This is a genomic window from Niveibacterium microcysteis (genome assembly GCF_017161445.1).
Classification (GTDB): Bacteria; Pseudomonadota; Gammaproteobacteria; order Burkholderiales; family Rhodocyclaceae; genus Niveibacterium; species Niveibacterium microcysteis.
The window spans coordinates 1,634,721-1,657,749 of record NZ_CP071060.1; the positions used below are offsets into that span (position 1 = coordinate 1,634,721).

Genomic DNA, 23,029 nt, shown 5'->3' on the forward strand with positions numbered 1-23,029 from the left:
CGCGTGAGTGTGGCTGTGCTTCGATTCTGGCAAGGCGCTTGGCGCGCGGCAAGCGCAGCTCAGGCTTTTGTAGCCTCGGCGGCGAAGCGTCGGGCAATCACGCTGACCATGATCAACTGCAGCAGATGAAACAGCATGATCGGCGCGATGATCAGGCCGAGCGCCGGATTGCCGCCGAACATGATCTTCGCCATCGGCACGCCACTCGCAAGCGACTTTTTCGAGCCACAGAAGATGGCCGCGATGCGGTCTTCCCGGCTGAAGCCAAAGCTACGGCACAAGAGGCTCGTCAGCGCGAACATCAGCGCGAACAGCGCGATCGAGATCACCGCGATCAGTAGCAGCGTGCGCAAACCGTGGGCCGCCCAAACGCCCTCGGCGACCGAGTCGGCGAATGAATTTGCGACGATCGCCAGAATCGTCGCGCGGTCGAGTAGCTTTGCTGCCGAGAGGTGTGCCTCGACCCAGCGCAGCACGAAGGGGCGCAGCAGCTGGCCGAGCACGATCGGCAGCAGCACCAGCAGCACGATCTTCAGGATGACCGGGCCGAGTGCCATGCCGCTGCCCTGCGCATGCAGATAGGCGTTGATCCAGAGCGGCGTGATAAATACGCCGATCAGGCTGGAGAGGCTGGCGTTGAAGATTGCGCCGGGCACATTGCCTCGTGCGATCGAGGTCATTGCGACGGATGACGATACCGTCGAGGGCAGGGCACAGAGGTAAAACACGCCGAGCGCAAGCGCCGGGTCGAGCCGCTGCCCGAAGAGCTGGTGGAAGCCGATACCGAGCAGCGGGAACAGCAGGAAGGTCGAGGCTTGTACCAGCAGGTGCAGGCGCCAGTTAACGATGCCTTCACGCATCTTCTGAGGCGACAGGGTCAGGCCGTAGAGCAGAAACACCAGCGCCACGCCGTAGGTGGTGAACACATCGATGTGGATCAGCCCGCCCGTCTTCAGCAGTGTGGGCCAAAGTGAGGCGAGGACTACCGCTGCGATGAGGCTGAGCAGGAAACCGTCGATTCCGAAACGTCTGAGGCGGGCCAGCATGAATATCCTTCGATCCGTTGCGCCGGTCGGGGGAAAGTGGCGCAGGTTCGCGTTCGCAAGTGGATCGAATTGTCGCGCAAGCGAGCGGGTGACGTGGTCGGAGACGAGGCGTTTTTCGTCGTAGATGCGCCGCCTTTCAGGCAGAGCAAATCGGCGACGCGAAACCTGCGGGACAATGCCTGGTCACAACGGTGATGCCGCTGCGATCCGCGCAGCGGCCAGTCTGGACGCCCCGTGCCCGCATTCCTCCGCGCGCTGAAGTCGCGCAACTACCGCCTGTACTTCGCTGGCCAGTTGATCTCGCTCGCCGGCACCTGGATGCAGCAGATCGCGATGATCTGGCTGGCCTACCGTTTGTCGAATTCTGCCTTCGTGCTCGGCACGATCGGCTTTGCAAGCCAGATCCCGATTCTGGTCTTCGGTTCGTTCGGCGGCGTGTGGGTGGATCGGTTCGACCGGCGCCGCCTGATGATCTGGACGCAGGCGGTGGCGATGCTGCAGGCGGTGTTGTTGGCGGTGCTTGCCGGCTTCGGCTTGGTCACACCGGCCATTCTGATTGGCCTGGCTTTCCTGCTTGGCTGCGTCAATGCGCTGGATGTGCCGGTGCGGCAGGCGATTGCCGTGCAACTGGTTGATGACCCGGAGCACCTGCCCAACGCCATCGCGCTGAATTCGATGCTGATGAACGGCGGACGCTTCGTTGGCCCGGCACTGGCGGGCATTGTGGTTGCCTCGTTCGGCGAGACGGCCTGTTTCGTGCTCAATGCAGCTTCGTATCTTGCGGTGCTACTGGCGCTGGTGGCGATCCGCCTGGAGCCTGCGCCGCCGCGCGTGCAGGCGCCGGCGCTGCAGGCATTGCGCGAGGGCGTCGCCTACGCTGTGGCGCATCCGTTTATCCGGCTGTCCTTGCTGCTGGTGGCGAGCATCAGCTTCCTCGCAACGCCCTATGCGGTGATGCTGCCGGTGTTCGCGCGCGAGATCTTCGGCGGCGATGCGCGCACCTATGGCTTCCTGGTCGGCAGTGCGGGTGCCGGCTCGCTTGCGGGCAGCCTGCTGCTGGCGACGCACGGCGAGCCGCGACGAATCGCGCGCTGGGTAGCGTGGGCGGCGCCAGCGGTTGGGGCCTGCCTCGCCGGTTTCGCGCTGACGCCGTGGCATTGGCTTGCGACGGCGTTGCTGATGGGGGTCGGCTTTGCGGTGATCCTCGCCGTTGCGGGCAGCAATGTGCTGATCCAGACACGTGTCGAAGATGCCTTCCGCGGTCGGGTGATGGCGCTGTACTCGATGGCCTTCTTGGGCATCGCGCCTTTGGGCAGCTTCGCCGTCGGGAGCTTCGGTCATGTGCTGGGTATCCGTGACACGCTCGCGGCTTGCGGAATAGCCAGCCTGCTGTGTGGGCTGCTGTATCGCCGCGTGGCGCGGCGCCCTGCGCCGGCAGTGACGTAAGCCCCCGCAGCTGCCAAAAGAAAAGCGGCGCGGCGCCAATGCGCCCGCCGCTTCATTATCCGAGCAGAAACGCTCAGACGGTCTTGACCGGGATCTTGCCGATCTTCGCCTGCCACTCGGCCGGGCCGGTTTGGTGCACCGAGGTGCCGAGCGAATCCACGGCAACGGTGACCGGCATGTCGACCACGTCGAATTCGTAGATCGCTTCCATGCCCAGATCGGCGAAGCCGACCACTTTGGCGGTCTTGATCGCCTTGGATACGAGGTAGGCGGCGCCGCCGACGGCCATCAGGTACACCGACTGGTGCTTCTTGATCGCCTCGATCGCCGCCGGGCCACGTTCGGCCTTGCCGATCATCCCCAGCAAACCGGTTTGCGCCAGCACCTGTTCGGTGAACTTGTCCATGCGCGTCGCGGTGGTGGGGCCGGCGGGGCCGACGGCTTCGTCACGCACCGGGTCGACCGGCCCAACGTAGTAGATGAAGCGGCCGGCCAGATCGACCGGCAGCGCCTCGCCCTTGTTGAGCATGTCGACCATGCGCTTGTGCGCGGCGTCGCGGCCGGTCAGCATCTTGCCATTGAGCAGCAGCACGTCGCCCGGCTTCCAGGAGGCGACTTCCTCGCGGGTGACTGCGTTCAGGTTCACGCGCTTGCCCTTGGAAGCGTCGTAGGTGAGGCTGGGCCAGTCCGCGAGCGAGGGCGGGTCGAGGAAGACCGGGCCGGAGCCGTCGAGCACAAAGTGCGCGTGGCGGGTCGCGGCGCAGTTCGGGATCATCGCCACCGGCAGCGAAGCGGCGTGCGTCGGGTAGTCGAGGATCTTCACGTCCAGCACCGTGGTGAGGCCGCCGAGACCCTGTGCGCCAATACCTAGCGCATTGACCTTCTCGTAGAGCTCGATGCGCAGTTCCTCGATGCGGTTCTGCGGGCCGCGCTTGAGCAGCTCCTGCATGTCGATCGGGTCCATCAGCGCTTCCTTCGCCAGTAGCACGGCCTTCTCGGCGGTGCCGCCGATGCCGATGCCGAGCATGCCCGGCGGGCACCAGCCGGCGCCCATGGTCGGCACGGTCTTGAGCACCCAGTCGACGATCGAATCGGACGGATTGAGCATCACCATCTTCGACTTGTTCTCGGAGCCACCGCCCTTTGCGGCGACGGTGATGTCAACCTTGTCACCCGGCACCATCGAGTAGTGGATCACCGCCGGCGTGTTGTCCTTGCTGTTCTTGCGGGCACCGGCCGGGTCGAGCAGGATCGACGCGCGCAGCTTGTTGTCCGGATCGTTGTAGGCGCGGCGCACGCCTTCGTTGATGGCGTCGTCGAGCGAGCCGGTGAAGCCCTCCCAACGCACGTCCATGCCGACCTTGACGAATACGGTGACGATGCCGGTGTCCTGGCAGATCGGGCGGTGGCCTTCGGCGCACATGCGCGAGTTGATCAGGATCTGCGCCATCGCGTCCTTGGCGGCGGGGCTCTCTTCGAGCTCGTAGGCGCGCGCCAGGTTGGTGATGTAGTCGACCGGGTGGTAGTAGCTGATGTATTGCAAGGCGCCGGCGACGCTGTCGATCAGGTCGCTCTGCTTGATGATGGTCATGTGGTCTCTCCCCCCGGATTGATCAGTGGTCTTTGCCCATGAGCAGCGTGCTGTTCATGATGCGGTCGGTGTACGCCATCACCAGCGCGGAGATGACGAAAGTGACATGGATGCCGATCTGGTACATCACGCCGTGCTCGATCACCATGAGCTGGAAGGCGTCGGTGGCCTGGCTCATCTTGTTGCCCACGTCGATGAACACCTTCAGCAGGTGAATCGACGAAATGCCGATCAGCGCGGTGGCGAGCTTGATCTTCAGCACGCCGGCGTTCACATGGCTGAGCCATTCCGGCTGATCCGGATGCTCATCGAGGTCGAGTTTCGAGACGAAGGTCTGGTAGCCACCCACGGTGACCATGATCAGCAGGTTTGCAACCATGACCACATCGATCAGGCCGAGCACGATCAGCATGATCTCGACTTCAGACAACGAGGTCGCGTGCGACACCAGGTGGTACAGCTCTGCGAGGAATTTATAGACGTAGACGCCCTGGGCGAAGATCAGGCCCAGGTAGAGCGGGGCTTGCAGCCAGCGGCTGGCGAAGATGAATTTCTCAAGCGCGTTGATGGCTTTTGTGCTCATGGTTTCTTTTGGGAATTGCTTGGGGTTGGTGGTGTTGCGCGTTCAGGCGCCGCAGTGCAGCAATGGATTCTAGCAGGCCGTCGATGGCGCTCTGTGCGGGAAAGCCCCAAGTCTTATGTAAGAGCTGCGTAAGGCGCTGCCGATGTAATTCAGACCCATAAGAGCCGGGTCGCTTCGTTTGCCTGCGGGCAGATCGAAAGGGCCGAACGGCACTCAAACCAGTCAGAACCCGAGGAGGCTAGTGGCGATGTCGAACGTCGAAACCGCAACGCATGAACACCGCGTATTCCCGCCGTCGGAGGCGGTTGTCAAAGCTGCCGCCGTGTCTGGTGTGGCTGCGTACGAAGCCCTCTGCAAGGAAGCCGAGACCGACTATGAAGGCTACTGGGCCCGGCTGGCGCGCGAGCATCTGAGCTGGAAGCAGCCATTCACGAAGACGCTGGGTGCCGAGAACGCACCTTTCTTCAAATGGTTTGAAGACGGCAAGCTGAACGTCTCGTACAACTGTCTCGATCGCAATGTCGAGGCAGGGCTTGGCGACAAGGTCGCGATCATCTTCGAGGCAGACGACGGCAAGGTCACCAAGGTCACCTACAAGCAGTTGCTCGCGCTGGTCAGCAAGTTCGCCAACGGCTTGAAATCGATCGGCATCAAGAAGGGCGATCGCGTGCTGATCTACCTGCCGATGTCGGTAGAAGGCGTTGCCGCGATGCAGGCATGCGCCCGCATCGGCGCGACGCATTCGGTGGTGTTCGGCGGCTTCTCGGCCAAGAGCGTGCAGGAACGCATCCAGGATGCCGGCGCAGTGGCGGTGATCACTGCGGACGAGCAGTGCCGTGGCGGCAAGGCGATTCCGCTCAAGCCGATCATCGATGAGGCCTTCGCAATGGGCGGTTGCGAGTCGATCAAGAACGTCGTGGTGTATCAGCGCACCGGCGGCTCGATTCCGATGACCGCAGGCCGCGACGTGTGGCTGCATGAGCTGATCGCGAACCAGAGCGAGACCTGCGAACCGGAATGGGTCGATGCGGAACACCCGCTGTTCCTGCTCTACACCTCGGGCTCCACCGGCAAGCCGAAGGGCGTGCAGCATTCGTCGGGCGGCTACCTGCTCCACGCGGTGCTGACGATGAAGTGGACCTTCGACATCAAGCCGGACGATGTCTTCTGGTGCACCGCCGATATCGGCTGGGTTACCGGCCACACCTACATCACCTATGGCCCGCTGGCCTGCGGCGCAACCGAGATCGTCTTCGAAGGCGTGCCGACCTATCCGGATGCCGGCCGTTTCTGGAAGATGATCGAGTCGCACAAGGTGTCGATCTTCTACACCGCACCGACCGCGATTCGGTCGCTGATCAAGGCGGCAGATGTGAATCCCGCGGTTCATCCGACCAAGTACAAGCTCGACAGTCTGCGTCTCCTGGGTTCGGTCGGCGAGCCGATCAACCCCGCCGCGTGGCAGTGGTACTACGACAACGTGGGCGGCGCGCGCTGCCCGATCGTCGATACCTTCTGGCAGACGGAAACCGGCGGCCACATGATCACGCCGCTGCCGGGCGTCACCACGCTGGTGCCGGGCTCCTGCACGCTGCCGTTCCCGGGCATTCAGGCCGCGATCGTCGATGAAACCGGCAATGACGTGCCTTGGGGGCAGGGCGGCATCCTGGTCGTGAAGAAACCTTGGCCGTCGATGATCCGCACCATCTGGGGTGACCCGGAGCGTTTCAAGAAGAGCTACTACCCGCAGGATTTCCAGGGCAAGTACTACCTCGCGGGCGATGGCGCGATCCGCGACAAGGACAACGGCTACTTCACCATCACCGGCCGCATCGACGATGTGCTGAACGTCTCGGGCCACCGCATGGGCACGATGGAAATCGAGTCGGCCCTGGTGGCGAACCCGCTGGTTGCCGAAGCGGCCGTCGTCGGGCGTCCGGACGAACTGACCGGTGAGGCGATCTGTGCCTTCGTGGTACTCAAGGGCGAGCGCCCGACCGGCGATGCGGCGAAGAAGATGATCAAGGAACTGCAGGACTGGGTCGGCAAGGAAATCGGCCCGATCGCCAAGCCCAAGGACATCCGCTTCGGCGAGAACCTGCCGAAGACCCGCTCCGGCAAGATCATGCGGCGCCTGCTGCGTGCGCTGGCGAAGGGCGAGGAAATCACGCAAGACGTGTCCACGCTTGAGAATCCGGCGATCCTCGATCAGCTCAAGGCCTGATGCCTGGCGGCAGCCGCGTGCTGCCGCCGCCCTGATTGGCTAGCAGGGGAAATCGCCGGCGCCGAGCGCCGGCGGTATTGAAACGGTAAGGGCGTTGGGGGACGCCCTTACCGTTCGTTTTCTCTGCGCCAAGCGGCTTGATGGCGCACAATTCCACTGCTGCCTGCCCGGCGCCGTTTGACCGGGCATCACACAGGCGGTGGATACCAAAAGCCCGCTTCAACGTAAGGCGGGCGAGGAGGAGAGAAATGGCCAAGCGTGTCCTGATCGCCGATCCGGACGAATCAATCGTTGTCTCGCTCGAGTTCTTGCTGCATCGCGCCGGGTACGTGGTGGTGGTGGTCGAACACGCCGCGGAGTTGGTCGAACGTGTTGTCAGCGAAGCCGCCGATGTGGTCGTGATTGCCGATGAGCAACGCGGCGCGCTCGATGGGTTCGAGCTTTGCCGTGCGGTGAGTGCGGAGCGGCTCGCGCCGCCGGTGCTGATGCTTGCGTCGCGCGCACGCGAGGCCGATGCGGCCAAGGCGCGTGCGGTGGGGGCGGCGGATTTTCTTGCCAAACCGTTCCCGACCCGGGAATTCCTTGAGCGCGTCGCGCGCCTGGCAACGGGGGATGCTTGAGCGCGAAGCGTGAGCGGATCGTGTGGTGTGTGGTGCTGGCAGCTTTGCCGCTGCTGGCGGTCTTGCTCGCTGCTGCGGCCGTCCGCAGTGAGCTCGACGAGGCTGCACGCGCTGCGCTAGCCACGCTGCTGAGCAACCAGTGGCCGCTTCTGGTGCTGGTGGGCTTGGTCGCCAGTGGGCTTGCCGCGGCGCTGGCGTGGAAGTTTGGCGAGCGCTATGCCCCGGCGGCGTTGCGCATGGCCGACGATGTTGAACTGGTGCTGGGTGGCCAGCATGGGCGTGCGATCGAACCGAGCGGTGCGCCCGAGCTCGTCGAACTTGCCGGTCGCGTAAATCGCCTGATCATTGCCTTCGAGGCCGCGCGGCGCGATGCCGAGTTACGAGCCGAGCAGGCGCGCGCAACCGTGGAGCGCGAGCGCAACCAGCTCGCCGCACTGGTCACCGAGATGCCGCAAGGCGTGCTCGCCTGCAACCGGGAAGGGCGCATCCTGCTCTACAACGGCCATGCGCGCGATCTGTTCGGCGGCATCGGCGACGGTGGTCTGATCGGACTCGGGCGGCCGATCGAATCGGTGTTTGACCGCCGCCTGCTCGCGCACACGCGCGATCGGCTGTGGCGCCAGATGGCGCGCGTGAACGGGCGCGTGGTGGTCAGTTTCGTCACTGCGACCGCCGCCGGGCGCCTGATCCGCGCCCGAGTGTCGCCGGTGCTCGACGCTGATACCGAACGGCCGGTCATGGAGCGCCTGAACGGCTATCTGATCCTCACCGAAGACATTACGCGCGAGTCTGAGCAGGCGGCACGGCGCGATCGCCTGGTCGAGCTGCTGACGCAATCGCAGCGGGGCGGGCTTGCCAGCATCCGCGCAGCGGCCGAGAACCTGATTGAATTCGATGACCTGGACGCGAGCCAGCAGCGCCGCTTCCTTCAAGTGATCCGCGATGAGGCGGTTCGCCTTGGCGAGCGGGTGAGCGACACGGCGCGCGAGTTTTCCGACGTGTTACGCGGCAACACCGCGCTGGAGGCGATGCACGGGGTCGACCTCGTCGGCGCGGCGCAGCGTCGCATCGAGGCCCGCACCGGCATGCTGACCAAGCTCGACGACGTCGATGCCGAGATCTGGCTGCGCGTCGATAGTTTTGCGATCGTGCAAGTGCTGACGGTGCTCGCCCAGCGGGTGTACGAATCGATCGAGCCGCGCGAAGTGCGCCTTGCGCTGCGCGGCGATGCCAGCATGGCGCAGGTTGAGTTGTCGTGGGGCGGCACGGCGCTGTCGAGCGAATCGGCCGCCGGCTGGGAAATGGAGCCCATGCTGCTGGCGGGCGAGACCAGCCCACGCTCGATCCGCGAGGTGTTGCGGCGCCACGAAGGCGAGCTCGCGTACGGGCGCGAGCGTGCGAGCGCGCGGTCGTGGTTCCGCGTGCTGTTACCGCGTGCGGGCGCTGGCGACGAAGTCCAGAGTGGGCCTGAGAGCGATGGGGCGCGGCCGGAGTTCTACGACTTTGACCTTTTCGCGTGGGGTGAGCGGGGCCGGGCGCTGGAAGACCGCCCGCTCGCGGAGTTGGCCTACACCGTTTTCGATACCGAGACCACGGGTCTGGACCCGTCCGCCGGTGACGAAATCATTCAGATCGGTGCGATTCGCATCGTCAATGGCCGCCTGCTGCGCGGTGAACGTTTTGAGCAACTGGTCGATCCGCGTCGGGAGATCGACCCCGCTTCGGAGGCGATACACGGCATCTCGCGCGAACGGCTGCGCGGCGAGCCGGACATCCTGACCGTGCTGCCGCGCTTTCACGCTTTTGCGCACGAGACGGTGCTGGTGGGGCACAACGCCGCCTTCGACATGCGTTTCCTTCAATTGAAGGAGGCCGCGACGGGGCTGCGCTTTGATCAGCCGGTGCTTGATACGCTGCTGCTTTCCGCCGTACTGCACCCGAACCAGGAAACCCACAAGCTCGACGCCATTGCCGAACGCTTCGGCGTACCCTTGCTGGACCGCCACGACGCGGCTGGCGACGCGCTGGTGACGGGGCAGTTGTTCCTGCGCATGATCCCCTTGCTTGCCGAGCGCGGTATCGTGACCCTTGGCGAAGCACGCGAAGCCTCCGAGAAAACCTTCTATGCCCGCATCCGATACTGAGGCGCCGGTATTGCCCGACAGCACGCCGGCGAGCACCGCGTTCTCACTGCACACGCCTTTGCGTGCGCTTGTGCGGCGGGCGCCGGTCACCGTCACGCCCGAGGCCAGCGTACGCGAAGCGCTGGAGCTGATGGATGCGGGCCGCATCGGTTCGGTGCTGATCGCCGCGGAGGACGGTATTCCGCAGGGCATCCTGACCTTCGGCGATGTGCTTCGGCGCGTTGTGTTGTCGGAAGAAGCAAACCTGTGGCGGCCCGTGACCGAGGTGATGACTCCCGGCGTGGTGAAACTTGGCCCCGATGCGACCGCCTACGAGGCGGTGCTTCTGATGGCGCGCCGCAACGTGCGTTACGTGACGGTGATGGATCGCAACGGCCGCCTCGCCGGCGTGGTGTCGCGCGGCGATCTTTACAGCGCGCAGCGGATCGCGTCGGAAGAGGTGGTCAATGCAGTGCTGTCGGCGCGAGATCTCGTGCAACTGGCCGTCGCGGCGGATGCGGTGCGTGCCTTCTCGGCGCGGCTGGTTGCACAGGGCATGGCCGCTGAGCAGACGATCCAGTGGATTTCGTCACTCAACGATCTGATTGCCTTGCATGCGATCGACCTGGTGCGGGCGCAACACAGCTTGCCGGATGTGCCATGGTGCTGGCTGGCTTTCGGCTCCGAGGGCCGCTTCGAGCAGACCCTGGCCACCGACCAGGACAACGGCATCCTGTTTGAAGCCAATGGCGAGGCCGATACGGCGGCGCTGCGTGCGCAGTTCTTGCCCTTTGCGCAAGCGGTGAATGCGGCGCTCGCAGACTGTGGATTCCCCCTCTGCAAGGGCGAGATCATGGCGGGCAACCCGAAGTGGTGCCTCTCGGCGGAAGAGTGGCGTGCGCGCTTTCTCGGCTGGATCACGCATGCCGAGCCGGTTGCACTGCTCAACGCGAGCATCTTCTTCGACTTTCGCCCGTTGTATGGCGATGCGGCCTTGGCCGAATCCTTGCGCGACTGGCTGCTCGATCACACGGTCGGCAGCGCCCTGTTCCTGCGCCTGATGGCGGCCAATGCACTGCAGGGGCGCCCGCCGCTCGGCTTGATCCGCGATTTTGTGTTCGACAAGCACAGCGAGCATCCGCGCACCCTGGATCTGAAGCTGCATGGCGTTCGCCCCTACGTGGATGCCGCGCGGCTGTTTGCGCTGGAGCAGGGCTTGCGTGCGACGAACACCGCGCAACGCCTGCGCGACGCATCGCGGCATGTGTCCTTCGGCGGCGAGGACATTGCCGCCGTGATTGATGGCTACCACTTCATCCAGCTACTGCGTTTGAAGAACCAGAAGGGCGAAGCGGAGTACGGTTCGCCCAACCGCATCGATCCGGTACGCAGCATCAACCACCTCGAACGGCAAGTGCTGAAGCACGCCTTCCGCCAGGCCAACCGCCTGCAGGATCGCCTGCGCGCCGATTACCGGTTGTGATCGCCACCGCCCTATACTCGGCAGCTTCTCGCGGCACCTGAGCGCTCGTCATGGATCCCTACAGCCAGCGCCTTACCAAGCTCTACCTGATGTACCTGCTGGGCCTGCTCGGCTTTCTGGCATTCCTTGCGGGGGCGGAACGCGCGGGGCTGCCGCCGCGCTGGATCGGCTACACCTTCCTGCTGGCCACGATCGTGTTGTACGCCGCGATCGGCGTGGCGAGCCGTACCTCGGATGTCGTCGAATACTATGTTGCGGGTCGCCGCATCCCGGCTGTGTTCAACGGCATGGCGACTGCTGCGGACTGGATGAGCGCCGCCAGCTTCATCGGCATGGCGGGTACCTTGTACTTCTCGGGCTTCGACGGGCTCGCCTTCGTGATGGGCTGGACAGGTGGCTACGTCTTGGTAGCCTTGCTGCTCGCACCGTTCTTGCGCCGTTTTGGCGCCTTCACGATTCCCGATTTTCTCGGCGCCCGTTACGAGGGCAACCTGCCGCGCTTCATCGGCGTGGCGGCGGTGGTGCTGGCGAGCTTCGTCTATGTGGTGGCGCAGATCTACGGCGTCGGCCTCATCACGAGCCGCTTTGCCGGCATCCGGTTTGAGATTGGTGTGTTCGTGGGGCTCGCCGGCGTGCTGGTGTGTTCCTTCATGGGCGGGATGCGCGCGGTGACCTGGACGCAGGTCACGCAGTATGCGGTGCTGATCGTCGCCTATCTCGCGCCGGTGTTCATCCTGTCCTGGACCGTGACCGGCATCCCGGCGCCGCAAATCATGTACGGCAAGGTGCTGCATGACCTCACGAAGGTCGAGCAGCGGCTAGCTACGGACCCACACGAGATGGAGGTGCGTGAGCTGCGCGTGGCGCGCGCGGCAGCGCTGGAGGCCCAGACCGCCGCGCTGCCGGGCTCGCTGGTTCAGGCGCGCGAATCGGCGGAGGCGCGGCTTGATGCGCTGCGCTCGCAACCGAATGCCGCTGCCCGGGAAATCGCTGTCGTGCAACGCCAGTTGCGGGAGATGCCGGCCAACACGCTTGATGCGCACAGTCAGTGGTCGCGTGCGCGTAGCGACGAACTGGCCCGTGCGCGCCCGCCCTTGCCGCACGCGCAACCCCACGCGGGCACAACCGGGCAGGAGACAACCGACGCCCGCAACAACTTCCTCGCGCTGGTGTTCGTCCTGATGGTCGGCACCGCCGGCATGCCGCACATCCTGGCGCGCTACTACACCACGCCGGGCGTGGCGTCCGCGCGGCGATCGGTGTTCTGGTCGCTGTTCTTCATCTTGCTGCTCTACCTGACTGCGCCGGCTTATGCAGTCTTCGCCAAGTGGGAAATCTATACCCGCATCGTTGGTTCCCCGATCGCGGAGTTGCCGGCCTGGGTGGCATCCTGGGGCAAGGTCGGGCTCGTCAAGATCGAAGATCTCAACCACGACGGTGTGCTGCAACTTGCCGAGCTCACGCTCAATCCGGACGTGATCTTGCTTGCGCTGCCCGAAATTGCGGGCCTGCCCTACGTCATTTCCGGGCTCGTCGCCGCGGGCGGGCTGGCCGCTGCACTATCGACGGCCGACGGACTGCTGCTGACGATTTCGAGCGCGCTCTCGCACGACGTGTACTTCCGCATGATCAACCCGCGCGCCTCAACGCCCCGGCGTCTGGTCATCTCGAAAACGACCCTGCTGCTGGTGGCCTTTCTCGCTGCATGGCTGGCTTCGCAACGCCCGGACAGCATCGTGTTTACTGTTGGCTTCGCGTTCTCGATCGCCGCGGCCGGCTTCTTCCCCGCGCTTGTGCTCGGCATCTTCTGGGAGCGTGCCAACAAGTGGGGCGCCATTGCCGGCATGGCGGCCGGATTGGCGACCACCTTGTCTTACGCGGTGCTCACGCACCCCTTCTTCGGCGGTTCCATGGCCAACGCGTGGTGGGGCATTCATCCGATCGCCAGCGGCATCTTTGGCGTCGTATCCGGCTTCGTCACCATCGTACTGGTCAGCCTCGTTACCCCGAAACCCAGCGAAGCGGCGCGTTCACTGGTCCTCTCGCTCCGCACCCCGCGCCCAAAAGCGGCCGCCGGCGCCAATACATCGGACTTGGATAATCGCGCCACTTTCTGATATATTCGCCGGCTCACCACGGAGAGGTGGATGAGTGGTTTAAGTCGCACGCCTGGAAAGCGTGTTTAGGTGAATAACCTAACGCGGGTTCGAATCCCGCCCTCTCCGCCATAACACCTGTCAATCCCTTATGGGGCTTGGCATTCAAGGGAGCCGCTTAGCGGCTCTTTTGCTTTGGTGTTACAAAGTGGTGTTACACGGCACCGGAAGCGTTCCTTCGACACATCAGGAGACGCTTCATGGCCTATCTCGTTCAGCACCACGGCACGTTCTGGTTTTCGATCCGCGTGCCGGTCTCACTTCAAAGCCGCTTCGGCCCCGTTGTCCGCGTCAATCTCCAAACGACCGACCACGCCTTCGCCAAACCGATGGCACTGCGGCTTGCATCCGAGTGGCTTTCCCGCTTTGACGCCGCACGCGCGGAAGCGCTGAGCGGCGCGCCTGCGCCGGTTCTCGGTTCCCCCGAATTCACCCCATTGTCCCCGTATGCGCTGCATCCGCCACCCATCGCCGCAGGGGGGCTGGACAGCAAGACGCCGGCCGTCGCGGCCGCTGTCGCCGGAGGCAAGCGTACGAAGCGCAGTGCCTGGGGCGACGCAGAACTCCTCAGCGCCTGGCGCCAGCTCGATCCGGATCGGGCCAGCACGACCGTGAGGGACATGGAGTCGGTTGTGCGCGAGTTCCGCCGCACTTGCCGCACGCCGTTTAAGCAACTTACCCGCGTGGAGATCTCGGCGTATCGCAATCATCTCCTCAAGCGCGGCGCCGCCCGTGGCACCGTCGCCAAACGGGTCGGCATGCTGTCCACCTTGCTGCAGGTGGGGGTCGATGCCGGCATGCTCGCCGCTAACGTCGCGCGCGGTCTGCGGATTCCGAAGGCCGAAGTGCCGACCCTCATGCGCCGGGGCTTCACCAGCGCTGAACTTGCGCGTGTGTTTGCGATGCCGGTGTTCCGCGGCGCGCGGCGCCCTGCAGCCGGGGGCGGCGAGGCCTGTGTCTGGATCCCGATGCTGGCGCTTGCTACCGGCGCCCGGCTGGAAGAACTCGCCCAGCTTCGTGTCGAAGACATCGAAATCGCCCCCGCATTCGGCCCGATTCTCCACATCCGTGATACCCACGGCGAGCAGCGCCTGAAGACAGAAGGCTCCCGCCGCCGGATCCCGCTGCATCGGGATCTGGTGGCTGCAGGGCTGCTCGAATACTGGGACTCGGTTCGCGAGGCCGGGCACCAGTGGCTGTTTCCGGCACTGGAGCCCGATCACGACGGGCGCCGGGGCGCGAACTTCGGCAAGTGGTTCATGCGCGCGATCCGCTCGAAGTCCGGTGCCCAGATCGAGGAACCCAGGGTCGTGTTCCATTCCTTCCGCCATGGCTTCAAGACGCTCTGCCGGGCAGCTGACCTGAAAGAAGAGATCCACGACGCGCTCACCGGGCATGTGTCGGGCACCGTGGGCCGCACCTACGGCGAGATGCCGCTCGGGCCGCTTGTGGATGCCATCGCCCGCATCGAACTGCCCGTCGCGCTGCCGCGCATCGAGCAGGAGGAGGTGCGGCATGGATGAACTCTACGACACGGTCGTCTCAAGCTCTGACCGTCGCTTGCTGGCAGCGATGGACCAGATCGAACTCTTCCAAATCGCAAGTTTCACCGAACTCGCCACACGGCATCCGATCCTCTGGAAATCCTTGGTCACCCGACCGCGCCTGCGGACGCAAGTCTCCGCGGCCTTGGGGTGGCATGCTGAACTGACCGGCTCCGTGTTCCAGCGCGGCGGTGAGGCGGCGGCCGTTGCGGCCCTGCTGCGCCTCGGGTGCGACCGCGCGCCGTCGCTCTGGCGGCTGGCGCCGCAGCTGTGTTCGGAGCTGCGGCGTGCTGGGGTGCTGACGCGTGTATTTGCGAGCGTCGGGGTGCAGGAACTGCGACCGGCCGGCTTACTGCTCTGACGCGAACTGCTGCGCCGGGGTCATCTGAGAGAGACCGCGACGCTCGATGACTCACGGGTGGTCGCAGCGGCGCTGCTGGCGGTTGAGGCGGAGCAGGGTGGCGTCCCGTTGGCGTTGACCTACGCAACGGATGGCTCGGCGCTGCTCGCCATGCCGCGCATCGGCTGGCGCGTCAGGCTCGTTCGTGATGCGCCGGAGGGCGAGTGCCCGCAGGTGGATCTGGCGACACGCACCTTGCACCTCGACGCCGGCTTGCTGGACTCTCCCGGCGGCGTGGTTCCGTTCAACCGGGACCTGCTTTCGGCGCTGGACTGGCTCCAGGGCCATCTCGTGCAGCGTCCGGACGGGATGCCGTGAGCACAGTCGTGTGTGCGCTTGCGTGTCCCGAGTCACACACTGCCCGTAGCGCCGCGTTGAGGACCGGCGCGGCGCTGGCAAGGTCCTCATCGTCGAGTCGAGCGGCCGGGTCGTGATGGTGCTCATGGACATCCACGTCCTGGTGCCCCAGTGCGCGGCGGCGAACCCTCGGGTCCACGCCGCCGCGCCGCAGGGCTTTCGCAGCCGCGTTGCGCGTGCTCTCGAGCACGATACGGCGGTCCGGACAGAGCAGCGCGCCGCTTTGCTCGACCCAGTTGGCAAGCCATGTGCGCAAGGCTGGCAGGCCATCGAGCAGCGCCGGAATCTGTCAGCGCCACGCCGACGTTTTCATCCGTGGACCATCGAAGGCAATGATTGCCTGCGTGCCGTTGAGCACGACCTGCTTGGCCTGCAACTGCAGAATCTCGCCGAGCCGGGCGCCGGTCAGCGCCATCAGGTCCACCAGCGCCGCGTCGTCGGAGTAGCCCCACGCACGAGCATCTCTTGCGGATGCGCTGCGAGCGTCGCGAGCACACGCCGACCCTGCAGGACGTCGAGCAAGGCTTCGGCCAGGAGCACGGCATCTGCATTCACGGCGTCGATGAGTTCCGGCTGGTCACGCGCCTGTGCATCGATGGAAATCGAGTAGCGGTATCACAGCAGCGCGACTGCCGTTCCGCGCAACCTTGCGACAGTCGGCGAGCGCAGCGTTGGCCAGTTTTTCTTCCTGCGCCCAATCCGTCTCGGGGGATGCACGCAGCGCGGCCAGGTGCGCACGCAGGGTCTTTACCTTGCCCTTGTCGAAAAACCACAGGGTGCAGGGCAGCGTGACCGTGTAGAACATGTTGGGGCCTACGGCCACCATCACGTCCACGGCGCGCGCCTGGATCAGCTTCTGGCGCAGCTCCTGTTCCGACGAACGGGCGTCGGAGGCAGAGTTCGCCATCACAAAGCCGGCGCGGCCCTTGGCGTTGAGCGACGAGTAGAAAAGCTGAATCCAGAGGTAGTTGGCGTTATCGGTGCGCGGCAGGCCAAACGGGAAGCGCCGGCCTTCGCCGACCATGCCTTCCAGTCGTTCCTTATCCACCGCATTGACGTTGAACGGCGGATTGGCGAGGACGAAGTCGAACTGCCCGGTGGCGTTGTGCGGGTCGTCGTAGTAGCTATTGACGTTGCCGCCGTGGCGGATGTCCCCCTCCAGGCCATGCACGGCCAGGTTGAGGCGGCACAGGCGGCCGGTCTCGTCGGTCTTCTCCACGCCGCAGATGGCGAGCTCTGCAGCGGGGTTGTGCTTGTGCTCAGCCACGAAGCGCGCCGACTGCACGAACATGCCGCCCGAGCCGCAGGCTGGGTCCAGGATGCGGCCATGGAAGGGCTCGATGATTTCGGTGAGCAGCTTCACGATGCTGCTGGGCGTGTAGAACTCGCCGCCCTTCTGGCCCTCGGTGCGCGCGAACTCGCCCAGGAAGTATTCGTAGATGCGGCCGAAGGCGTCGTAGTCCACGCTGGCCGGGATCTCCGAGACCTTCTTCAGCAGCTCCTTCAGCAGCGTGCTGGTGAACAGGTTGTAGGTCTTTGGCAGCACGCCTGCGAGCTGGGCGTTGTGCTTCTCAATCTCGCGCATCGCCGCATTCACCTGGGCGCCGACATCGGCAGCTTCGGGCAGCGTGAGCAGGTACTCGAAGCGAGCTTCAGGGCTCAGGAAGAGCACGCCCTCCGCGTGGTATGCGGCCGGTTCATCCACACGGCTGCCACGCCGAGACGAAGCCCCCGCAGCCTCCAGCTTCGCCCGTTGAGCTGCGAACTGGACCGCTGCAAAGCGCAAGAAGATCAACCCTAGGATGGGGCCGGAATACTCCTGCGCCTTCAGCCCCGAGTTCGCGCGGAACTGGTCCGCCGCATCCCACAGGCGCTTTTCAAGGGTGGCCGAGGCGGTGTCTTTTTCTGAGGGTGCAATCCACTGCATGGGTGTTCAATCTCGATTGCCGCAGAGGGCGTAGGCGCTGCCGGAGCAGCAAGCGGTTCATTCTAGGGGGCGCCGCGAGTGAGTCAATCTGCGACGCCTCGATTCGGCGAGGGGTAGGGGACTTCAGTGCTCGGGGCGTGGCGGCGCTACATCAAAACGGAAACGCTCCATGATCTCCTGCTTGATCGCGATGGGTGTGTTGCGCGCCCTATAGCCCCGCTGCGATTTGCTTTCGCCCTCGCGTGCATGGCCGGTAATCACGTCGTAGCGGGGCTCGTTGATGGCTTCCGCCTGAGTAATGAAAGTGTGCCGGAAGGTGTGGAAGCCTGTGAGGCAGGCCTTCGGGGTCTCGTCGCGCAGGCCCAGCTTCTGCAGGTGACGCCGGAACCACTTCTCGGCATTGCCGGAAGCCTTTCCCCGCAGAGGCGGCCATTCGGGGAACAGCAGCTCCGCGCCGGATGCCTTGAGCTTCTCGACATAATCGATGAAGCCCAGCTCGACCAGAGCCGAATGGACGGGAATCGTGCGCGCCGAGGGTTCGTTCTTGACCGACTTGGTGACACCTTCCGCGGCGTCGGTCTCCTCTGTGATGTTCAGGCACCACGCGCCTGATGCTTCGTCGATCAAGATGTCGTGCTGTGGGTTGATCTGGCAGAGCTCGTTCACGCGGGCGCCCGTGTAGAGCCCGACAAGGGGCAGCCAGTAGCGCGAGGCGCAGGCGGCATCCTTGGCGAATTCGACAGCTTCTGGACCTTCGAACAGGCGCTTGAGCTCGCCGGGCGTCATGGCGCGTTGCTTGCGTTCGCCTTCGTCGCGCTCGCCCAGGTACTTGATGCCATCGGTCGTAAGGTGCTGCGGGAATCCTTGGTCACCGTAGGTGCGGCGGGCGTATCTGAGGAACTGCTGAATCGCAGCGACGTAGGTGCCTTCGAAGGTTGCCGGGGCCATGGTCTGCTCCCACTCCATCGCGGCCAACTCCACAACCGACTTGCCGAGCTGGCGCTTGCGATGCGTCCAGTGCGGCGGCAGCCGGAGGATCAGTTCGAAGTAGTCCTCAATATGGCGTTGCTTGATCGCATCGACGGGCGAGTCGCCTAGCACTTCCAGGAGCATGGGCAACACGGCCTGGTACTTCTTGAACATCGGTGCAGCTGCGTCCTGCTTCTTCATGAACGCATCGATGACCGTGGAAAGGTACGGGGCGCCAGACGGGGCTGACAGCGCTGCGGCGCGTGGCTTTGGATTGGGCGTGATGTCCAGTTGGCCCGCGTCGCGTCGCCGGATCGTCTCAGCGATTTCGCGATTGGCCCGTGCGAACGCGATGCCGGCCTGATGTGCTTCCCGGCTGTCTGGTTCGAGATGGATGCCCACCGCGCGCAGGTACTTTGCGGCCTGCTTGGCGAAGAGTGCGAGTTCATCGGCAGCGCCGCGTGCAGCTAACAGAGCTCCTTCCTCGTCGATATTCAAGGCGCGGATGCGGTGCTCGGCTGTGGCGTGCATGCCCCAGGAGGGCAGGCCAAGGGATCGCTCCATGGCGCCAGGCGGCTCAGACAGGGCGACCTCATCAGCTGCAAGGCGTTCGGCTTTGAAGCGTTCGACCTCGACCGCCAAAGCGGCCCCGAGGCCCTCGGCAGAGATGGTGCGCACCGAGGGTTCTGAGGCTGCACCGTTCAGGATCTTGCGTGCTTGCTCGAACTGGGTCTCAAGCTCTGCGAGCCAGCGGGCACATTCAGCCCTGGCCGCTGCCTTGTCTTTGGTTTGGGTCGAGAAGACTTCGAATTGCCGGCCGCCAAAGTGGTCAACGAGATTCCGCGGAATCCGCTTCTTGTACCGGAGTTTGTCGCCGTGAGCTTCGAGCTTGGGGTGGGTCATCTTGCGGGTAGCCATCCGAGAATTTTACCGGTCGTGTGACCAGATTTGTTCCCAAGACAACCGCCCTAGACCAGCTGATATGCTTGATGTTCAGACAGATCAAGCACTTAAGAATTCTGTGGTGGAGAGGAGGAGGATCGAACTCCCGACCTCCGCATTGCGAACGCGGCGCTCTCCCAGCTGAGCTACCCCCCCACGCGAGGCCGCAATTATAGCTAGTTTTTTTGTCCTGCCAAGTGGGGCGGCGCAGCGGGGCCGGGGGGCGGTGGCATAATTCGCCGTTTCCCCTGATTTGACGGGGCGTTGCTGCGGCTGCGCCCTGGCTGGAGTTCACCGCATGTCCCATGTCCCCGCCTATCTTCGCTTCCCGACCGTTTCGGGCGACACGCTGGTGTTCGTCACCGACGACGATTTGTGGTCGGTGCCGCTGGCGGGCGGGGTGGCGCGGCGGATTTCCGGCGGGCGCGGCCTGGTCGGTTTTCCGCGTTTCTCGCCTTGTGGCAAGTGGCTCGCCTTCATCGCCACCGATGAGAGTCATTCAGAGGTGTACGTGATGCCGGCGCAGGGCGGCGCCGCGCGGCGCCTGACCTGGCTCGGCGCGCATACCGCCGTGACTGGCTGGACGCCGGACGGCCGTGTCGTTGTTGCGAGCAATGCCGATCAGCCTTTCTTCCACATGCGGCGCCTGTTCACCGTGGCGCTGGATGCGCCACTGCCGGTGCTGTTGCCTTGGGGGATGGCGAGCGAGGCTTCGTGGTCCGCCGACGGCGCTTGTGTGCTGGGCCGGAACACCAGTGATCCGGCGTTGTGGAAGCGTTACCGCGGCGGCACCGTTGGCCACCTGTGGGTGGATGTCGATGGCAAGGGCGAGTTTGCCGCGCTCGATCCCTTCGGCGATCCGCGCAAGGCGGGCAACCTCGCGTGCCCGATGTGGATTGGCGACCGCATCTGGTTCATCTCCGACCATGAAGGCATTGGCAACCTGTATTCGTGCGAGCCCTCTGGGGCTGGCTTGCGCCGGCATACCGAGCATGGCGAACACTATGTTCGGCACGCTTCCACCGATGGCACGACGATCGTCTACCAGAGCGGCGGCGACGTCTATCGACTCAACCCCGTTGGCGGCGACGCAACGCGTATCGAGATCGAAGTGCCGGCTGCGCGGCCACAACTGGCGCGCAAGTTCGTCAGCGGCGACGCCGAACTCGAAGCACTCAGCGTGCATCCGGATGGCCACACCGTTGCTTTGGCTGTGCGCGGCAAGGCGGTGAGCCTGCCGCTGTGGGAAGGCGCGATGCGCCAGCTCGGCGAAGAGCAGGGCGCGCGCTACCGCCTGCCGGTGTGGCTGGCCGAGGGCGTGGGGGTCGTGATGGTGTCCGACGCCAGCGGTGAAGAGCGCCTGGAGCTGCATGCGGACGAGGGTGTCAGCGTGCTGGAGGCGGACTTCGGCCGCGTCACCGGCATCGTGGCGGCACCGCACGGCCTGCGCGTGGTGGTGACCAACCATCGCAATGAATTGTGGTTGGCGGATTTCGTTACGCGCGAAGTGCGCCTGCTGGACCGCTGCGACTATCGGCGCATCGACGAGCCCGCGTTCTCGCCGGATGGTGCCTGGCTTGCCTACGACTTCTCGGTGAGCCGTGCCACGCGCGCGATCAAGCTGCTGGAGATCGCCTCCGGCCGCAGCGGGATGGCCAGCGGCGAGGATTTCGACGACTTCTCGCCTGCCTGGGACCCGTCCGGCAAGTACCTGTACTTCCTCTCGACCCGCGCCTTTGAGCCGGTGTACGACGAGATCGTCTTCGACCTCTCTTTCCCGCGCGCCACGCGCCCTTACCTGGTGGCCTTGCAGGCCGACGGCGTTGACCCGTTCGAGCCCTTGCCGCGTGGCTTTGGCGACGACGAGGACGAAGACGAAGACGACGAGGATGAGGACGACGGCGACGAGGAAAGCGATAGCAAGGAGGAGGGCGACAAGAAGGCCGAACAGGCCGAGCGCAAGCGCCCGCCCAAGCCGGTCGTCGTCGAACTCGAAGGCCTTGCCGACCGTGTGCGCGCCTTCCCGGTCGGGGCCGGTCGCTACGGTCGCATCGATGCCGCGAAGGGCATCGTCTACTGGACGCTGCACCCGGTGACCACCGAGAGCGATGAGGATCACGACGTCGCCGACGCGTTGCTGCAAAGCTGGGATATGCGTGAGCAGAAGCTCGACACGGTGCTCGGCGATGTGGCCGGTTTCCTTCTCGCGCTGCCTGGCAAGGCGCTGATCGCCGACACCAGCGAGGGTGTGCGCGCCTTCAAGATCGGCGAGAAGCCGAAGGAGGAAACCGAAGTCGGCGACTTCTCGCGTGAATCCGGCTGGGTCGATCTCGATCGCGTGCAGGTCGAAGTCGACCCGCGTTCGGAGTGGCGCCAGATGCTGCGCGAAGTGTGGCGCCTGCAGCGCGATCAGTTCTGGACGGCCGACATGAGTGGCGTGGATTGGGGCCGCATCTGGGCGCGCTACGCGCCGCTGGTCGAACGGATCTCGACGCGCGAAGAGCTGTCGGACTTGATCTGGGAAATGCAGGGCGAACTGGCGACCTCGCATTGCTACGAATCGGGCGGCGATCGCAAGCGCGTTGCCGCGCTGCCGCTGGGCCATCTGGGCGCCGAATTCTCGTGGGACGAAGCGAACGCCTGCTACCGCATCGAGCGCCTGGTGCGCGGCGATGCCTGGCGCGAAGGGCACGATTCGCCGCTCGCTGCCGTGGGCGTGCAAGCCAAGCCGGGCGAACGCCTGCTGGCGATCGACGGCCTTGCGTGCGACCGCGAACATCCGCCGCAGGCGCGGCTGGTGGCGCGCGCGGGTCGCAAGGTGGAACTGCTGCTGGCCGATGCCGATGGCGCCAACCGCCGCCGCGCGGTGGTGCGTGCCTTGCCGGGCGAAGACGCCGCGCGCTACCGCGAGTGGGTCGAGGCCAACCGCGCCCGCGTGCGCGAAGCCTCGGGTGGTCGGCTCGGTTACCTTCACATCCCGGACATGGTGACCTGGGGCTTCTCGGAATTCCACCGCTATCTGCGTACCGAAAGCCTGCGCGACGGGCTGATCGTTGATGCGCGCTTCAACCGCGGTGGCCATGTCTCGCAACTGCTGCTGGAAAAGCTCGCGCGCCGTGTGCTGGGCTACGACGTTTCGCGCTGGGGCGCGCCGGAACCCTACCCGGCGCATGCCGTGGCCGGCCCTGTCGTGTGCGTGACGAACCAGCATGCTGGCTCGGACGGTGACATCTTCTCGCACTGCTTCAAGCTGATGGGCCTCGGCCCGCTGGTGGGTACGCGCACCTGGGGCGGTGTGATCGGTATCTGGCCGCGCCATCGCCTGGTGGACGGCACGATCACCACGCAGCCCGAGTTCAGCTTCTGGTTCAAGGATGTTGGCTGGGGGGTCGAGAACTGGGGCACCGAGCCTGATGTGCATGTCGACATCGCGCCGCAGGACTACGCAAACGGCCGCGATCCGCAGCTCGACAAGGCGGTCGACGTGGCACTCGCGGCACTCAGCAAACAGCCGCCGCGGGTGCCTGACTTTTCGCAACGCCCGCGCCTGGATCTGCCGAGCTGGCCGCCCAAGGGCTGACGTCAAGGCGCAGCACATACGCTTGCCATACCCACCGG

17 protein-coding genes and 2 tRNA genes are annotated in these 23,029 nt (G+C 65.0%); 11 read left to right on the forward strand and 8 right to left on the reverse strand.

Annotated elements, in window-relative coordinates; genetic code table 11:
* Positions 1-59 precede the first annotated feature (59 nt).
* Positions 60-1,046, reverse strand: a complete 987-nt coding sequence (locus JY500_RS07510) for a bile acid:sodium symporter family protein (RefSeq protein ID WP_206255803.1) — start codon at positions 1,044-1,046, stop codon at positions 60-62.
* Positions 1,047-1,280: 234 nt separating this feature from the next.
* Here JY500_RS07510 and JY500_RS07515 point away from each other — a divergent pair, with 234 nt between their 5' ends.
* Positions 1,281-2,492: an MFS transporter gene (locus tag JY500_RS07515; RefSeq protein ID WP_206255805.1), complete on the forward strand. Its 1,212-nt coding sequence runs from the start codon at positions 1,281-1,283 to the stop codon at positions 2,490-2,492.
* Positions 2,493-2,565: 73 nt separating this feature from the next.
* Here the strand turns inward: JY500_RS07515 and JY500_RS07520 are convergent, their stop codons facing one another.
* Positions 2,566-4,083, reverse strand: coding sequence for a fumarate hydratase (locus JY500_RS07520; RefSeq protein WP_172204267.1), 1,518 nt, complete (start codon positions 4,081-4,083; stop codon positions 2,566-2,568).
* Positions 4,084-4,105: 22 nt separating this feature from the next.
* A complete protein-coding gene (locus JY500_RS07525; RefSeq protein WP_172204269.1) occupies positions 4,106-4,666 on the reverse strand; it encodes a TIGR00645 family protein in 561 nt (186 codons plus the stop codon).
* 247 nt (positions 4,667-4,913) lie between these two features.
* Here JY500_RS07525 and acs point away from each other — a divergent pair, with 247 nt between their 5' ends.
* The 9 genes from acs (at position 4,914) to JY500_RS07570 (ending at position 15,534) form a co-directional block, all read left to right on the forward strand.
* Positions 4,914-6,890 (forward strand): acetate--CoA ligase, encoded by a 1,977-nt coding sequence (acs, locus tag JY500_RS07530; protein WP_172204271.1) that lies wholly within the window; start codon positions 4,914-4,916, stop codon positions 6,888-6,890.
* A gap of 248 nt (positions 6,891-7,138) precedes the next feature.
* The gene (locus JY500_RS07535; protein ID WP_172204273.1) at positions 7,139-7,510 is read left to right on the forward strand and encodes a response regulator transcription factor; all 372 of its coding nucleotides are present in this window, start codon (positions 7,139-7,141) and stop codon (positions 7,508-7,510) included.
* Entirely contained in the window at positions 7,507-9,654 is a 2,148-nt protein-coding gene (locus JY500_RS07540; RefSeq protein WP_246479822.1) for a 3'-5' exonuclease, read from the forward strand. Before JY500_RS07535 ends, JY500_RS07540 begins: the two co-directional genes overlap by 4 nt.
* Complete coding sequence (locus tag JY500_RS07545; RefSeq protein WP_206255806.1) at positions 9,635-11,116, forward strand: DUF294 nucleotidyltransferase-like domain-containing protein; 1,482 nt, start codon at positions 9,635-9,637, stop codon at positions 11,114-11,116. Before JY500_RS07540 ends, JY500_RS07545 begins: the two co-directional genes overlap by 20 nt.
* A gap of 50 nt (positions 11,117-11,166) precedes the next feature.
* Positions 11,167-13,233 (forward strand): sodium:solute symporter family protein, encoded by a 2,067-nt coding sequence (locus JY500_RS07550; protein ID WP_206255807.1) that lies wholly within the window; start codon positions 11,167-11,169, stop codon positions 13,231-13,233.
* Between the two features lie 20 nt (positions 13,234-13,253).
* Positions 13,254-13,344 (forward strand) — tRNA-Ser (locus JY500_RS07555).
* 128 nt (positions 13,345-13,472) lie between these two features.
* Entirely contained in the window at positions 13,473-14,795 is a 1,323-nt protein-coding gene (locus tag JY500_RS07560; protein WP_206255809.1) for a site-specific integrase, read from the forward strand.
* On the forward strand, positions 14,788-15,177 hold the full coding sequence (locus tag JY500_RS07565) for a hypothetical protein (RefSeq protein ID WP_206255810.1): 390 nt from the start codon (positions 14,788-14,790) through the stop codon (positions 15,175-15,177). The genes JY500_RS07560 and JY500_RS07565 overlap by 8 nt, the downstream gene beginning before the upstream one ends.
* A gap of 57 nt (positions 15,178-15,234) precedes the next feature.
* Positions 15,235-15,534 (forward strand): hypothetical protein, encoded by a 300-nt coding sequence (locus tag JY500_RS07570; protein ID WP_206255811.1) that lies wholly within the window; start codon positions 15,235-15,237, stop codon positions 15,532-15,534.
* Between the two features lie 328 nt (positions 15,535-15,862).
* On the opposite strand, the gene JY500_RS22300 is transcribed toward JY500_RS07570, so the two are convergent.
* The 5 genes from JY500_RS22300 to JY500_RS07585 all read right to left on the reverse strand — a co-directional run bounded on the left by JY500_RS22300 (position 15,863) and on the right by JY500_RS07585 (position 19,567).
* Positions 15,863-15,988 (reverse strand): site-specific integrase, encoded by a 126-nt coding sequence (locus tag JY500_RS22300; protein ID WP_281391248.1) that lies wholly within the window; start codon positions 15,986-15,988, stop codon positions 15,863-15,865.
* A complete protein-coding gene (locus tag JY500_RS22305; RefSeq protein ID WP_281391249.1) occupies positions 15,988-16,113 on the reverse strand; it encodes a hypothetical protein in 126 nt (41 codons plus the stop codon). Before JY500_RS22305 ends, JY500_RS22300 begins: the two co-directional genes overlap by 1 nt.
* A gap of 37 nt (positions 16,114-16,150) precedes the next feature.
* Positions 16,151-17,500: a type I restriction-modification system subunit M gene (locus JY500_RS07575; protein ID WP_206255813.1), complete on the reverse strand. Its 1,350-nt coding sequence runs from the start codon at positions 17,498-17,500 to the stop codon at positions 16,151-16,153.
* A 123-nt stretch (positions 17,501-17,623) separates the two neighbouring features.
* Complete coding sequence (locus JY500_RS07580) at positions 17,624-19,387, reverse strand: site-specific integrase (protein WP_206255815.1); 1,764 nt, start codon at positions 19,385-19,387, stop codon at positions 17,624-17,626.
* A gap of 104 nt (positions 19,388-19,491) precedes the next feature.
* Positions 19,492-19,567 (reverse strand) — tRNA-Ala (locus tag JY500_RS07585).
* Positions 19,568-19,709: 142 nt separating this feature from the next.
* On the opposite strand from JY500_RS07585, the gene JY500_RS07590 reads away from it, so the two are divergent.
* A complete protein-coding gene (locus JY500_RS07590; RefSeq protein WP_206255817.1) occupies positions 19,710-22,991 on the forward strand; it encodes a S41 family peptidase in 3,282 nt (1,093 codons plus the stop codon).
* The last annotated feature ends 38 nt before the right edge of the window (positions 22,992-23,029 follow it).

Coding starts and splice junctions, on each gene's coding strand:
- JY500_RS07525 (WP_172204269.1), bottom strand. CDS start 4,666: ATGAGCACAAAAGCCATCAACGCGCTTGAGAAATTCATCTTCGCCAGC.
- JY500_RS22300 (WP_281391248.1), bottom strand. CDS start 15,988: ATGGCGCTGACCGGCGCCCGGCTCGGCGAGATTCTGCAGTTGCAGGCC.
- JY500_RS07580 (WP_206255815.1), bottom strand. CDS start 19,387: ATGGCTACCCGCAAGATGACCCACCCCAAGCTCGAAGCTCACGGCGAC.
- JY500_RS07520 (WP_172204267.1), bottom strand. CDS start 4,083: ATGACCATCATCAAGCAGAGCGACCTGATCGACAGCGTCGCCGGCGCC.
- JY500_RS07565 (WP_206255810.1), top strand. CDS start 14,788: ATGGATGAACTCTACGACACGGTCGTCTCAAGCTCTGACCGTCGCTTG.
- JY500_RS07575 (WP_206255813.1), bottom strand. CDS start 17,500: ATGCAGTGGATTGCACCCTCAGAAAAAGACACCGCCTCGGCCACCCTT.
- JY500_RS07590 (WP_206255817.1), top strand. CDS start 19,710: ATGTCCCATGTCCCCGCCTATCTTCGCTTCCCGACCGTTTCGGGCGAC.
- JY500_RS07535 (WP_172204273.1), top strand. CDS start 7,139: ATGGCCAAGCGTGTCCTGATCGCCGATCCGGACGAATCAATCGTTGTC.
- acs (WP_172204271.1), top strand. CDS start 4,914: ATGTCGAACGTCGAAACCGCAACGCATGAACACCGCGTATTCCCGCCG.
- JY500_RS07550 (WP_206255807.1), top strand. CDS start 11,167: ATGGATCCCTACAGCCAGCGCCTTACCAAGCTCTACCTGATGTACCTG.
- JY500_RS07545 (WP_206255806.1), top strand. CDS start 9,635: ATGCCCGCATCCGATACTGAGGCGCCGGTATTGCCCGACAGCACGCCG.
- JY500_RS07510 (WP_206255803.1), bottom strand. CDS start 1,046: ATGCTGGCCCGCCTCAGACGTTTCGGAATCGACGGTTTCCTGCTCAGC.
- JY500_RS07560 (WP_206255809.1), top strand. CDS start 13,473: ATGGCCTATCTCGTTCAGCACCACGGCACGTTCTGGTTTTCGATCCGC.